Below are 14698 nucleotides of genomic sequence, written 5' to 3'. Positions count from 1 at the left end.
AAGAATAAACCTTGGCGAAAGAGGTAAAAAGATGAAAATATTAAAAAGTACATTAGAATTAAAAAATAAATTAGGTATTGACTTTAAAGATTTAACTTTATTACAAACAGCAATAACTCATAGTTCTTACGCTAATGAAAGAAACGCTGCCTTCAATGAACGATTAGAGTTTTTAGGAGATACAGTTTTAGAATTAATTATATCTGAATATTTATTTACTAATCACATAAATGAAACAGAAGGATACCTTACTAAGGTAAGAGCTTTAATTGTATGTGAAAATTCTTTATTTGAAATAGCTAAGAAGTGGGAACTAGGAAAATACATTTATATGAGTAAAGGTGAAGAATTAACCGGTGGTAGAACTAGAGTATCAATTTTAGCTGATGCTGTAGAAGCTATTATTGCTGCAGTATACTTAGATGAAGGACTTTTAGTAACTAAGGAATTTGTCCTTAAAAACTTTAACTCAATTATTATTAAAGCAGTTAAAAATGAGATAATTTTAGACTATAAGACAAAGCTTCAAGAAATATTACAAAAGAATGGAGATGTAGATATTTCTTATTCTCTTATTAATTTTGAAGGACCACCTCATAGAAGAGAATTTTTTGTGAAGGTTTTGATTAATGGAGAAGCTAAAGGAAGTGGCTCAGGGTATAGTAAGAAAGAAGCTGAACAAATGGCCGCTAGGGAAGTTTTAATTAAGAGGGGTGATATTAGTGAGTAAAAATCATTATATTATACCTATATTTGTGCCTCATATAGGATGTCCTCATACTTGTGTGTTTTGTAATCAGGATAGTATTACAGGAGATGCAGGGTCAGCAGGTAGCGCAGGAAATGTAGATGGTGCTTATGTAAAAAAAACCATAGAGGACTATTTAGAAACTATAGATAGTAGTGATGCTATAATTGAGGTATCATTTTTCGGTGGTACTTTTACAGGAATTAATATGTGCATCCAAAGAGACCTATTATCAGTAGCTCAAAACTATAAAAAAATAGGAAAGATTAAATTTATAAGATTGTCCACAAGACCAGATTATATAGACCAAGAGATTTTAGACCACCTAAAAAGTTTTGATGTAGATATTATAGAATTAGGAGTTCAATCCTTAGATGAAGAAGTTTTACATAAATCAGGAAGAGGGCATAGTTCAGAAGATGTGGAGAAGGCGTCGAAATTAATAAAAGAATATGGATTTACCTTAGGGCATCAAATTATGCTAGGACTCCCAGGAGATACAAGAGAGAAGGATATTGAAACTACAAGAAAAAGTATTTCTATGAATCCAGATATCTGTAGGATATACCCATCCCTAGTTATTAAGGAAACTCCTATGGAAAAGCTCTTAAGGGAAGGCTTATATAAACCATATACTTTAGAGGAAGCTGTAGATATAAGTAAGATAGTCTATGGAATGATGGAGGGTAATGATATAAAGGTTATCCGAATTGGACTTCAACCTACAGAGGAGATTAGTGCTGATGGAGATGTGGTAGATGGACCTTTTCATCCTGCTTTTAGAGAGCTGGTGGAGAGTAGTGTCTACTGTGATATGATTTATGATTACTATAAAGATAAAGAAATGGATAAGTTCAAAATATATATAAACCCTAAAGATATATCTAAGCTTTATTCTAATAAAAAGCAATATTTTAATCTGCTTCTAAAAAAATTAAAGAGTAAAGAAATTTTTGTAACTCAAGAAAGAAATATAGGAAAGTCTTCCATAGGGTTTTATAATGGTACAAAGTTAGATATAATTAATCAGAAGGATTATTTAAAACTTAAATATCAATAAAACTTTTGATTATATAGGCTAAAGTAAATATATATTTTAAAGTATCCTAGTAAGATTATAGGATATCTTCTTTAAATTAAAGTTAGGAGTGGATTTTATGAGGATGACTAAGAAGAAAAGAGAAAAGTATATAAAAATAATAACTACTTGTATATGCATTGCTATGGCTGCAGTACTTATTTTACCTATAATCTTAGGAGCTTAGGAGTGTGAATAGATGTTCTTAAAATCTATCGAAATAAGAGGATTCAAATCCTTTGCAGATAAGACAGAGCTTACATTTAAAAAAGGTGTAACTGTAGTTGTAGGTCCCAATGGAAGTGGAAAAAGTAATATCTCAGATGCTGTAAGGTGGGTGCTGGGTGAACAAAGTATTAGGAATCTTAGAGGAGATAAAATGGAAGATGTAATCTTTGCAGGTACTCAATATAGAAAACCTGTAGGGCTTGCTCAAGTTTCTCTTACTTTAGATAATAGCGATTCTGACTTAGATATAGCCTATTCTCAGGTAACCGTTGCAAGAAGATTATATAGATCAGGTGAAAGTGAGTATTTAATAAATAATACTGTGTGTAGATTAAAAGATGTACAAGCTTTATTTATGGATACAGGTATAGGTAAGGAAGGATATTCATTAATAGGACAAGGTAAAATTGATGCAATCTTAAGTGCTAAGTCAGAGGATAGAAGAAAGTTATTAGAAGAGGCCGCAGGTATAGTAAAATATAAAACAAGAAAAGAAGAGGCTGAGAAGAAACTAGATAACACGGAGCAAAATCTTATTAGAATAAATGATATTATTTCTACCTATGAAGAAAGGCTTCCATCCTTAGAAGAAGATTGTGAAAAAGCCAAAATATTTTTAGAAGCTTCTAAAGAGATAAAAGTAAAGGAAGTTAATATAATCATAGATTTTTTGGAAAAAACTAAAATTAACATAGATAGATACAACAACACAATAAATGCTGTAACTACAGATATAGAAACCTTGAAGAAAGAAAAATATGAATTAAAACTAGCTTATGAAAATAATAATGAAGAGCTAGAAGCTTTAAATAATATTTTAGAAGAAAAGAAAAAGATTTATTATGAAAGTCAAAATAAACATCAAGGAGTAATTGGAGAAGTTAAACTCTTTGAAGAAAAAATATTACATTTAGAAGACAGTATAAATAGATTAAACAGTGAAATACTGCAAAAAAATCAATATCTTGAAGAGTCGTATTTGAAAATAGAAAACCAAAGAAAGAGTATTGCTGCCTTAAAAGAAGAAGAATTAGACATAAATAATAAAATAGAAAAAAAACAATTAGAATTAACAAATGTATTAAATAGTGTGACTAGTGATAATAATAAATTGAAGGAATTAGAAGAGATAAAATTCAAGTATTATAATAATATTAATTCTAAAACTAGCGAAATAGATATTTTAAAAAATAATATCGAAATTAGTAGTGGAAATGTAGAAAATTTAATATTAGATGTTCAAACTTTTAAAAATTCTATATTAATAAATAACAAGACTAAGAATCATTTAATAGAAGAAGAGAATAAGGCTAGTATTAGTATTGAGAAATATGAAGAGGAAGTTAAGGAAAATAGAAAAAAACTATCTAAGTGTAAGCATGACTTAGAGATCTTAGAAAAAAAATTAAAAGAAATATTGAGAGAGCAAGGAAATAAAGAAGCTAGGCTAAATGCTTTGGTAACTTTAGAGAATTCCTATGAAGGATACAATAGATCTGTAAAACTTCTAATGCAACACATAGAGAATAGTAAAGATTATAGAGCAAATGAGGATTGCTATGTACTTGGAGATATAATAAAGGTTCCAGAGAGATTTGAAAGAGCTATAGAGATTGCTATGGGAGCTAGCATATCTAATATTGTCACCAAGGATGAACACATAGCAAAAAATCTTATTAATTACTTGAAAAGTAGTAAAATAGGAAGAGCAACCTTTATGCCTATAAATATAGTAAAGGGTAAGAACCTATTGGTAGATAAAACTGTAAGGGATACTAAGGGATATATAGGCATAGCTAGTGAACTTATAGAATTTGAAGATAAATTTAAGGGTGTAATCGATCAAGTTTTGGGCAAAACTCTTGTATGTGATACTATGGATAATGGACTGCATATATCTAAAGTTTGTGGCTATAAATATAGAATTGTTACTTTAGATGGAGAAGTCTTTAATCCGGGGGGATCACTAACGGGAGGAAGTTATTCTAAAAATGCTAACGTAATTGGTAGAAAGAGAGAAATTGAAAAATTAACTGAGGAAGTAGAAGAAAGTCACGGAGTAGTTGCTCTTAAAAATGAAGAAATAACATCAGTTAATGTTAAGATTAAAGAACTAGATGATAGAGGTCTTAACTTAAGAGATGAAATACATTACGAGAGTATTAATATAACAAAGATTAAGGGTGAAATATCAAGGGTTACAGAAGAGGAACTAAGAAACAAAAGAGAACTTCAAAAAGCTAGCGAAAATCTGGGTAAGGAAGAGGAGAAAATTAAAGCCTTAAAAGCTAAATTAACTTTTTCACAGCAGGAATTAACTGAGCTTAAAGATAAGGTAATTGAATTAGAAGGTCAATATGATGAGCATAACAATAAAACTAAAGGCAAAAATTTATATATAGATGCCATTAAAGATGAATTAACCTCTATAAAAATAAATAAAGCAAAGCTTTTAGAAGTTATAAGTAATAATATTCAAGAATTAGATAGGATGACCCAGGCAGTAGATATTGAGAAAAGGCTAATTGAAAGCAATTTAAAAAATATAGAAACATCCACTTTAGCTAAGGAAGAATATAGAATAAACATATCTAAAAGTACTGAAAATACTAAGGAAATTATTAAGTTACTTAAAGAGTTAGAGCAGTTTTTTGAAGAAACCCAAGTAGAAAAGTTAAAGATAAAAGATAAAATTCCAGTTATAACTTCAAAAATTGAAGATATTGATTTACAATTAGATAAACTAGAAAAAGAAATTCATAAAAATCAGATTTCTTTGGCTAAAATTGAATCAGAAGAAGAAGTTCTATTGAAAAAGCTTAATGAAGAGTATAATCTTACCTTTGCAGAAGGATTAAGTTTTAAACTAGAGGGTTATGATATAGCTATATTAAAGAATGAAGTTGCAGAATTGAAAAAGAGAATAACTGCTCTTGGAGTAGTTAACCTAGGAGCCATAGAAGAATTTAAAGAAGTAAATGAAAAGTATACTTTTATGAGCACACAGAGGGAAGATTTAGTTAAGTCTAAGGAAGAAATAATTGAATTCATAGGCGAGATAACTGAAAAGATGAGAGATGTGTTTATGGAGAATTTTAAGCAGCTCAGGATTTACTTCAATGATACTTTTAAGGAGTTATTTAAGGGTGGAAGTGCTGATTTAAGTCTTCAAGGTGATGATGAGCTAACCTGTAAGATTGAAATAGATGTAGAGCCACCAGGAAAAAAACTTCAAAATATAAATCTACTTTCAGGAGGAGAGAAGGTTTTATCAGCCATTGCACTACTATTTGCAATACTAAAGATGAAGCCAACTCCATTCTGTATACTAGATGAGATTGAGGCTGCGTTAGATGATGCTAATGTACTTAGATATGGAGAATTTTTAAAAAAATTCTCTGAAAACATACAATTCATAGTAATAACTCACAGAAAAGGAACCATGGAAACCAGTGATATGATTTATGGAGTTACTATGGAAGAAAAGGGTGTATCTAAGGTAGTATCCATGGAATTTAATAAGGAATAAGGAGGATTAATATGTTTGGAGGATTTTTTGATAAGTTAAAACAGGGGCTTAGCAAAACTAGAAATACTATAAATGATGCAGTGACTCAAGTATTAAAACTTGCAGTTACAATAGATGATGATTTATATGAAGAACTAGAAGAAGTATTAATAACTAGCGATATAGGGGTAGAAACCTCAGTAGAAATTATTGAAAGGCTTAGAAAAAAGGTTGTTTCTGAAAGAATCAATGATACTGAAGAAATACTTCCAGCTATGAAATCTATAATTATGGATATGCTAGGAGACTATGAAACCTCAATAATACCTGAATCAACACCAGAAGTAAGATTAGTCATTGGTGTTAATGGAGTAGGAAAAACTACATCAATTGGAAAAATGGCTGCTAGAATAAAAAATAATAATTATAAGGTTTTATTAGCAGCAGCAGATACTTTTAGAGCGGCAGCTATAGATCAATTAGAAGTTTGGAGTAATAGAGCTAATGTGGATCTGATAAAACATCAAGAGGGTTCAGATCCAGCAGCTGTTATATACGATGCAGTACAGGCTGCAAAGGCTAGAAAAGTTGATGTGTTAATTTGTGATACTGCAGGTAGACTTCATAATAAGAAAAATCTTATGGATGAACTTGGAAAGATTAATAGAGTTATCGATAGAGAGTATGGAGAAGCTAAAAAGGAAACTTTACTAGTTTTAGATGCTACTACTGGACAAAATGCAGTTATTCAAGCAAAACAATTTATGGAGGTATGTCCTATAGATGGTATAATTCTAACAAAGCTAGATGGTACAGCTAAGGGTGGTATAGTTATCTCTATAAAACATACTTTAAATATTCCAGTTAGATATATAGGAGTAGGGGAAGGTATAGATGATCTTCAAGAATTTAATTCTAGAGATTTTGTAGAAGCTTTATTTTAACTGTTAAGTAAAAATACTTGACAGCTTAAAATTAATTTGTTAATATAAGTTTTGTGAGTTGGGTGATTATATGGAAAAAAGAGTTGAAATATCAATTTTACTAGATTTTTATAACTCATTACTTACTGATAAACAAAGAGATATTATGGATTTATATTATAATAATGACTTATCTCTATCAGAAATAGCAGAAGTTAATAATACTAGTAGGCAAGCAATTCATGACTTAATTAAAAGATGTGGTAATCTTTTAGAAGAGTATGAAAGTAAACTTCACTTAATGAAAAAAACCTTAGCTATAGAAAACTCTAAGACTGAAATTATTAACAAATTAAAAGGGTTAAAAGGTACTACTTCTGAAGAAAATATAAAAAAAGAAATAGACCATATAATTAAAGATATAGAAGAGAATGTATAGGAGGTTTTCATATGGCTTTTGAAGGACTATCTTCCAAATTACAAGAGACCATAAAAAAGCTAAAGGGTAAAGGTAAGCTTTCAGAGAAAGATATTAAAGAAGCTATGAGAGAAGTAAAACTTGCTCTTTTAGAAGCGGATGTAAATTATAAAGTTGTTAAAAACTTTGTAAAGTCTGTCAGTGAAAAATGTCTTGGTGATCAAGTTATGGAAAGTTTAACACCAGGTCAGCAAGTAGTTAAAATAGTTAATGAAGAATTAACTGAGTTAATGGGAACCACTGAAAAGAAAATAGAATTTGTCAACAATGGAATAACAATGATAATGTTAGTTGGTCTCCAAGGTGCAGGTAAAACAACCATGGCAGGAAAGCTGGCTCTAAATCTTAGAAAAAGCAATAAAAAACCATTACTAGTAGCCTGTGACGTTTATAGACCAGCAGCTATAAAACAACTACAAGTTGTAGGAAAGTCAATAGATGTACCTGTATTCACTATGGGAGATAAAAAAAGCCCAGTAGATATTTCAAAAGCTTCCATTGAACATGCTAAGAGCATTGGAGCTAATGTAGTTATCGTGGATACGGCAGGAAGACTTCACATAGATGAAGCGCTAATGGGAGAACTTGAAGATATAAAAGCTTCAATAAATCCATCAGAAATTTTATTAGTTGTAGATGCTATGACAGGTCAAGATGCAGTAAATGTAGCTGAAACCTTTAATAATACACTAGATATTACAGGAGTTATCGTTACCAAGTTGGATGGTGATACCAGAGGTGGTGCTGCACTATCAATTAAGGCAATCACTGAAAAACCTATAAAATATGTAGGTATGGGAGAGAAGATGACAGATTTGGAAATCTTCCACCCAGAGAGAATGGCATCAAGAATACTTGGTATGGGAGATGTACTTTCTTTAATTGAGAAAGCTCAATCAGCTATCGATGAGAAGAAAGCTACAGAACTCGGTAACAGAATGATGAATCAAGAATTCAATCTTGAGGACTTTTTAGAGACTATGAATCAAATGAAAAATTTAGGACCTATGGGCAAGTTGGTTGAAATGATTCCAGGCTTTAATGCAAAGGAATTAAAGGGTGTAGATTTTTCACAAAGTGAGAAAAATATGGGCAGCATGGAAGCAATAATACATTCCATGACTACAAAGGAAAGAAAAAATCCAAGCATAGTGTCTTCTTCTCCATCTAGAAAGAAGAGAATTGCAGATGGTTCAGGTTCAACTATTCAAGCAGTAAATAAACTTTTAAAAGACTTCGAGATGATGAAAAAAATGATGAAACAGATGAAGGGCATGGGAGGCAAGGCTGGTAAATTTGGTAAAAAAGGCTTGTTTGGAAAATTACCTTTCTAAGTTCAAATACACATAACCTTTGAAGGAGGTGAAAATATAATGGCAGTAAAAATAAGATTAAGAAGAATGGGTGCTAAAAAAGCTCCTTTCTATAGAATAGTTGTTGCTGATTCAAGATCTCCAAGAGATGGAAGATTTGTTGAAGAGATTGGATACTACAATCCAACTACAGAGCCAGTAACTGTTAAAATCGATGAAGAGAAAGCAGTTAAATGGGTAAAAAATGGAGCTCAACCAACAGACACAGTTAAAAGACTTTTCAACAATGCGGGAATAAAATAGGAAAGTTTAATTGATTGGAGGCGCAATCCATGAAAGAATTACTTACAATTATTGCAAGGTCATTAGTTGATAACCCTGATTCAGTGCAAGTAAATGAAATTGCTGGAGAGCATTCTATAATTTTAGAATTAAAGGTTGCTGAAGAAGATATGGGGAAAGTAATTGGAAAACAGGGAAGAATAGCTAAGTCTATTAGAACTGTTGTTAAAGCAGCAGCGATTAAAGAAAATAAAAGAGTTGTTGTAGAAATAATATAAGAGTTAGGAATACCTAGCTCTTATTTTTTTATATATTGTAGTTGACAAGAATTACAAAGAATTATTATAATAAACAGAGTTCTTAGCTTCTTTGAAGGTTAGAAATCGTTATCCAGGGACGTAGTAGCTCTTAACTGCCGACTTAAGAATAAGGAGGGAGTATTAGAGCTAATAGTCATCGGGTAAACTGAGTTTATGAAAAAATTTTGTGTTAATAATATTAAGTAATTAAATAGTGAGGAGATATATGATGAGGGAATTGATGAGCGTTGGGCAGATAACTAAGCCCCATGGAGTAAGAGGAGAAGTTAAGGTACTTTCTCTAACAGATAGCTTAGAAAGATTTAGAGACTTAGATAAGGTATACATAGATGATAAAGAAATAAAAATTACATCAGTTAAGCTTCAAAAGGATAGAGCTATATTAAAAATAGAAGGAATTGATTCTATTGAAGAAGCCGAAATTTATAGAAATAAATATCTTCAAGTAAAAAGAGAAGATGCTATAAAATTACCAGAGGGTAGCTACTATGTTGCAGATTTAATGGATTGTTATGTTTATGATACAGATGGAGAAGAATTAGGGAAAATATATGATGTTATTGCAACGGGAAGTAATGATGTATATTGGATTAAATCAGAAGGAAAAGAAGACGTGCTAGTTCCTGCTTTAAAGACAATTGTAGAAGAAGTAGATATAGAAAATAATAAAATTGTAATAAAACCAGTGAAGGTATGGTCTGAATAATGAAGATAGATATATTAACTTTATTTCCAGAGATGTTTCAGGTATTTAATCATAGTATCATAGGAAATGCTATGGAAAAAGGAATATTATCTATAAATACTACTAATATAAGAGACTTCTCTACTAATAAACATAAAAAGGTTGATGATTACCCTTATGGGGGTGGAGCAGGCATGGTGATGACCCCAGAACCCATTGTGAACTCCATAAAACATCTAAGAGAAAATAATAAAGGAAAAGTTATATTTTTAGGTCCTAGAGGTAAGACTTTAAATCAAGAGTTATGTAAAGAACTTGCCAAAGAGGAGGAATTAATATTTTTATGTGGTCATTACGAAGGTATAGATGAGCGAGTATATAAATATATAGATATGGAAATTTCTCTAGGGGATTTTGTTTTAACAGGGGGAGAAATGGCTTGCATACCTGTAGTTGATAGTATTGCTAGAATGATCCCAGGAGTTCTATCCTGTAATGAGAGTTATGAAGAAGAATCCTTTTATGAAGGATTATTAGAATATCCTCAATATACAAGACCTTTTTCCTTTGAAGGAGATGAAGTTCCAGAGGTATTAATATCTGGGCATCACGAAAATGTAAGAAAGTGGCGAAGACTTAAATCATTACTGATTACAAAGGAGAGAAGAAGGGACTTATATAAAAATGTAGAACTGACTAAAGAAGATAAAAAGCTGCTGGAGAATCATCATAAAAAGGATAAATAATATTGCACATTGAAATATTATGTGATAAAATGAGGATTGTGCTAGTACGGGCGGTCCTCTGTCACCCAATGTGAGTAAGAACGTCATAATAAATTTTAGGAGGGAATGCACAATGTTAGATATAATAAAAGCTATAGAAGCAGAACAATTAAGAACTGACTTACCTGAGTTCAATGTAGGAGATACAGTTAAAGTTCACATCAGAATTAAAGAAGGTAACAAAGAAAGAGTTCAAATATTTGAAGGTACCGTTCTTAAAAGACAAAATGGTGGAGCTAGAGAAACTTTTACAGTAAGAAGATTTGCATCAGGAGTTGGAGTTGAAAAAACTTTCCCAATAAATACGCCTGTTATAGAAAAAATCGACGTAGTTAGAAGAGGAAAAGTAAGAAGAGCTAAATTATTCTACTTAAGAGATAGAGTAGGTAAGGCTGCTAAAGTAAAAGAGAGAATGTAAGAAAATGGGGCTAGATAGTCCCTTTTTTTATTACATATATAGAAGTATTTATTATAAATGTGGTGAATACTAAAATAGTTAATTTAATATATCTAATTATAAAATTCTTAGGAGTGAGATAAATGAGTATAAACTGGTTTCCTGGACATATGGCAAAGACCAGAAGAGAAATAAAAGAAAATTTAAAGTTAGTAGATGCAATAATAGAAATTCGTGATGCAAGAATAGCTTATTCAAGTTCTAATCCAGACATTGAAGATATCTGTAGCGAGAAACCTAGAATAATATTATTTAATAAAAGCGATCTTAGTGAAGAATATGTAACAAAGAAGTGGGTAAATAAATTATCAGATGATAAAACTAGAGTATTGTCTGTTAATTGCCTTACAGGATCAGGGCTTAACAAAATTAAACCCACTCTAGAAGAGCTTTTGAAAGAGAAGCATGATAGACTTAAAAGTAAAGGCGTAGTAAATATTATTACCAGAGTAATGGTTGTTGGAATCCCTAATGTAGGAAAATCTACATTTATAAATAGGATGGCAAAAAACAGTGCTGCTAAAACGGGAGATAGACCTGGTGTTACAAAGAGTAAACAATGGATAAAAACAAAGATGGGTATAGAACTTATGGATACTCCAGGGGTTTTATGGCCTAAATTTGAAGACGATACAGTAGGGCTTAATTTAGCCTTTACTGGAGCTATAAAGGATGAAATAATGGATGTTGAGGAATTGGCATTAAAGCTTATAGAAAGACTTCAAAGTACACATGGATCAAGGCTAGTGGAGAGATATAAGCTTAAAGAATTAGACGAAAATCCTCTTACTAATATGGATAACATAGGTAAAAAAAGAGGTGCTATAATTTCAGGGGGCAACATAGATTATAATAGAGTAGCTGTAATGCTATTAGATGAATTTAGGGGGGGGAAGTTAGGTCCTATTTCACTAGAGGTACCTGATACAGAAAATAAATATGAGTAGTATAAATTTTTTAAAAGAAATTAAAACTATGAGATTTAACGATATAAAATCTTCTGTTCGTGGGTTTATGTCATTAAAAGATGTAAGTAGCCATGAGGCAGATTATGAAGCTATATATCAAGTATTAAACAATGATCATAGGAAAAATGTAAGAGCTTTAGGAGAAACCCTAAGAAAATATGTGGAGCATTATAAAAATGAATATGCTAGAGTAGAAAAATTATATGATTTTGATAAAAGCTATGGATATGATATTGTAGCTGGTGTAGATGAGGTTGGAAGAGGTCCCTTAGCAGGGCCTATAGTTGCTGCTGCAGTAGTTCTTAACAATAATTCAAGAAATTTAATATTACGAATAAATGATTCCAAGAAGTTAACTAAAGAAGTAAGAGAAGAGTTAAGTGATATAATAAAAAAAGAAGCAATAAGTTATTCTATAGCCCTAAAAACCAACAGAGAAATAGATAAAGAAGGCATAGGATTTTGTAACAATGAAATTTTCAAGATGGCTGTGAGAGAACTAAAAGTTACTCCTGATATAGTATTATCAGATGGATATACTATAAGAGAATTTAACATTAGAAATGAAGCTGTAATTAAAGGAGACACTAAAAGTGCTGCCATTGCGTGTGCCTCTATAATAGCTAAAGTATATAGAGATAATTTAATGGAAGAGTATAGTAAGAAGTATACACAATATCACTTTGATAAAAATGTAGGATATGGTACTAAAGAACATATAGATGTAATAATTTGTCATGGTAGCTGTCCAATTCATAGAGAAAGTTTTCTGAAAAATATACTTAACAAATAATTAATAAAATAAAAAATACCTGAATAAAAAAGTTATCTAATTACTTTTTTATTCAGGTATTTACTTTTTAGAAAGCATTTTTAATCAGTGTAATATTAGGGGATTCACCAGAAGAAATCAGTGTTACCTCTATGGCATCAAATCTAAAATAAGATTTATGTATATTTTTTAAACAAATATAATATTGTGCAGTTTTATACAATTTTCTTTTTTTAGCATTAGTGATACTTTCTAATGGGGTACCGTATCTTTTGCTATATCGAGTTTTTACCTCTATAAAGCAAATATAATTATTATCCTTAGCTATAATATCAATTTCCCCTAACTTACATAAAAAGTTTTCTTCTAATATTATATATCCCTTTTTTTCAATATATTCTCTAGCTAGATTTTCTCCATAATTACCTATAGTTTTATTTAAAATCTTCATTTAAAACTCCCTTTAATGCAAAGAACTCTGTCTACATCTTAGACAATATAATCCAAAGCTAAACTTTGATTTAATTAAAATTTTTACAAAGTTGATTTATTCTAAATTCAATGGTCAATACTTACACTATTAAAGTTGGAAATTTATATTTAGAGGGTGAAATTATGTCAATTCAAATAAAGACTGCAGCTTTTTCTGGAGTGGAAGGTATATTAATTAATGTAGAGGTAGATATCACCTATGGGTTACCTAATTTTAATATTGTAGGTTTAGGGGATACTGCTGTAAAAGAATCTAAGGATAGAGTTAGATCAGCTATAACCAATTCTTCTTTAGATTTTCCAATTAGTAGAATAACTATAAATTTAGCTCCAGCTCATATACGAAAGGAAGGCTCACACTATGATTTACCTATAGCTGTAGGAATTCTTTTAGCAACTAATCAACTTTTCTTAGAAGAGCCAGATAATTTTATATTTATGGGTGAGTTGTCCTTAAATGGAAATGTAAATAAAATTAAAGGGGCTCTTCCCATTGTAATTGAAGGTATAAAACATGGAGTAAAGAACTATATAGTACCTATTGAAAATAAAGATGAATGTGCTTGTATTGAAGAAGCCAATATATATCCTATTAGGAATTTGAGTGAGGTAATTCATCTTTTTACTTATAAGGATGTAAAACCCTATACATTTACCAGTAGAGAAAAGTATAAAAATAATAATTGTCCATTAGATTTTGAAGATGTCATAGGACAGCAAGCAGCTAAAAGAGCATTGGAGGTTGCTGTAGCAGGAAATCATAATGTACTTATGTATGGAACTCCAGGATCGGGAAAAACTATGCTGGCAGAGAGGGTTATTTCTATTATGCCGCCTCTTACCGATGACGAAGCTCTAGAGGTTACGAAGATATATAGTATTAGTGGAGAGCTTAAGGATGAGGGATTAATGGGAAATAGACCCTTTAGGAATCCTCATCATACAATTACTAGTACTGCTTTAATTGGTGGTGGCAGAAACCCCTCAGCAGGAGAAGTATCTTTAGCTCACAATGGAGTGTTATTCCTAGATGAAATATTAGAATTTGATAAAAGGGCTCTTCAAGTTCTAAGACAGCCTTTAGAGAATAAGAGGGTAAGAATTTCAAGAGTAAATGGAACAATAACTTATCCAGCGGATTTTATGCTTGTGGCAGCTATGAATCCGTGCAACTGTGGGATGTATGGAAGTGAAACAAGGTTATGTAAATGTAGTGATAGCGAAGTGAAAAGATATTTATCTAGATTATCTGGACCTTTATTAGAGAGAATAGATATTTTCACTCCAGTAAACTCCATATCCTATGAGACTATAAATAGTGATAAAAAAGAAGAAAAATCAGAGGTTATGGCCCTTAGGATAGAAAGAGCAAGGGAGATACAAAGTGAAAGATTTAGGAATGAACATATAAAATATAATAACGATATGTCTTCTAGTCATATAAAAAAGTACTGTAAGCTTAATGGGGATTCTAATAGGATTCTTGAATATACCTACAAAAAATACGGACTTAGTACTAGAGTTTATAATAGGATTTTAAAAGTAGCTAGAACTATTGCGGATTTAGATGGTAATAAATCCATAGAAGAAAATCATATTATTGAAGCACTTCAATATAGGAAGTACATAAGGGAAGATATAATATAAGGAATTAGGAGAGT

15 protein-coding genes are annotated in these 14698 nt (G+C 30.8%); 14 read left to right on the top strand and 1 reads right to left on the bottom strand.

Annotated elements, in window-relative coordinates:
- The first annotated feature begins 31 nt into the window (after window positions 1–31).
- The 13 genes from rnc to B3086_RS10265 all read left to right on the top strand — a co-directional run bounded on the left by rnc (window position 32) and on the right by B3086_RS10265 (window position 12566).
- Window positions 32–730, top strand: a complete 699-nt coding sequence (rnc, locus tag B3086_RS10325; RefSeq protein WP_346848351.1) for a ribonuclease III — start codon at window positions 32–34, stop codon at window positions 728–730.
- Entirely contained in the window at window positions 723–1808 is a 1086-nt protein-coding gene (locus B3086_RS10320; RefSeq protein WP_346848352.1) for an elongator complex protein 3, read from the top strand. The genes rnc and B3086_RS10320 overlap by 8 nt, the downstream gene beginning before the upstream one ends.
- A gap of 217 nt (window positions 1809–2025) precedes the next feature.
- On the top strand, window positions 2026–5583 hold the full coding sequence (smc, locus tag B3086_RS10315; protein ID WP_346848353.1) for a chromosome segregation protein SMC: 3558 nt from the start codon (window positions 2026–2028) through the stop codon (window positions 5581–5583).
- Between the two features lie 11 nt (window positions 5584–5594).
- Window positions 5595–6506: a signal recognition particle-docking protein FtsY gene (gene ftsY, locus B3086_RS10310; protein ID WP_346848354.1), complete on the top strand. Its 912-nt coding sequence runs from the start codon at window positions 5595–5597 to the stop codon at window positions 6504–6506.
- Between the two features lie 70 nt (window positions 6507–6576).
- The gene (locus tag B3086_RS10305) at window positions 6577–6924 is read left to right on the top strand and encodes a putative DNA-binding protein (protein WP_346848355.1); all 348 of its coding nucleotides are present in this window, start codon (window positions 6577–6579) and stop codon (window positions 6922–6924) included.
- An 11-nt stretch (window positions 6925–6935) separates the two neighbouring features.
- Window positions 6936–8297, top strand: a complete 1362-nt coding sequence (gene ffh, locus B3086_RS10300) for a signal recognition particle protein (RefSeq protein ID WP_346848356.1) — start codon at window positions 6936–6938, stop codon at window positions 8295–8297.
- A 39-nt stretch (window positions 8298–8336) separates the two neighbouring features.
- Complete coding sequence (rpsP, locus tag B3086_RS10295; protein ID WP_035132758.1) at window positions 8337–8579, top strand: 30S ribosomal protein S16; 243 nt, start codon at window positions 8337–8339, stop codon at window positions 8577–8579.
- Between the two features lie 29 nt (window positions 8580–8608).
- On the top strand, window positions 8609–8836 hold the full coding sequence (locus B3086_RS10290; RefSeq protein ID WP_035132761.1) for a KH domain-containing protein: 228 nt from the start codon (window positions 8609–8611) through the stop codon (window positions 8834–8836).
- Between the two features lie 250 nt (window positions 8837–9086).
- Complete coding sequence (gene rimM / locus B3086_RS10285; RefSeq protein WP_346848357.1) at window positions 9087–9584, top strand: ribosome maturation factor RimM; 498 nt, start codon at window positions 9087–9089, stop codon at window positions 9582–9584.
- The gene (trmD, locus tag B3086_RS10280) at window positions 9584–10309 is read left to right on the top strand and encodes a tRNA (guanosine(37)-N1)-methyltransferase TrmD (RefSeq protein WP_035132765.1); all 726 of its coding nucleotides are present in this window, start codon (window positions 9584–9586) and stop codon (window positions 10307–10309) included. The genes rimM and trmD overlap by 1 nt, the downstream gene beginning before the upstream one ends.
- Window positions 10310–10421: 112 nt before the next feature.
- The gene (gene rplS / locus B3086_RS10275) at window positions 10422–10766 is read left to right on the top strand and encodes a 50S ribosomal protein L19 (protein WP_035132767.1); all 345 of its coding nucleotides are present in this window, start codon (window positions 10422–10424) and stop codon (window positions 10764–10766) included.
- 122 nt (window positions 10767–10888) lie between these two features.
- Window positions 10889–11752 (top strand): ribosome biogenesis GTPase YlqF, encoded by an 864-nt coding sequence (gene ylqF / locus B3086_RS10270; protein WP_035132769.1) that lies wholly within the window; start codon window positions 10889–10891, stop codon window positions 11750–11752.
- A 67-nt stretch (window positions 11753–11819) separates the two neighbouring features.
- Window positions 11820–12566, top strand: coding sequence for a ribonuclease HII (locus tag B3086_RS10265; RefSeq protein WP_414632286.1), 747 nt, complete (start codon window positions 11820–11822; stop codon window positions 12564–12566).
- A 67-nt stretch (window positions 12567–12633) separates the two neighbouring features.
- Here the strand turns inward: B3086_RS10265 and B3086_RS10260 are convergent, their stop codons facing one another.
- A complete protein-coding gene (locus B3086_RS10260; protein WP_346848358.1) occupies window positions 12634–12996 on the bottom strand; it encodes a YraN family protein in 363 nt (120 codons plus the stop codon).
- Window positions 12997–13160: 164 nt separating this feature from the next.
- Between B3086_RS10260 and B3086_RS10255 the strand changes: the two genes are divergently transcribed.
- Window positions 13161–14684 (top strand): YifB family Mg chelatase-like AAA ATPase, encoded by a 1524-nt coding sequence (locus B3086_RS10255; RefSeq protein WP_346893341.1) that lies wholly within the window; start codon window positions 13161–13163, stop codon window positions 14682–14684.
- Window positions 14685–14698: the final 14 nt, after the last annotated feature.

The organism is Clostridium sp. UBA871 (genome assembly GCF_002295255.1).
Classification (GTDB): domain Bacteria; phylum Bacillota; class Clostridia; order Clostridiales; family Clostridiaceae; genus Clostridium_J; species Clostridium_J sulfidigenes.
This window is presented reverse-complemented; position numbering and strand designations above follow the sequence as displayed.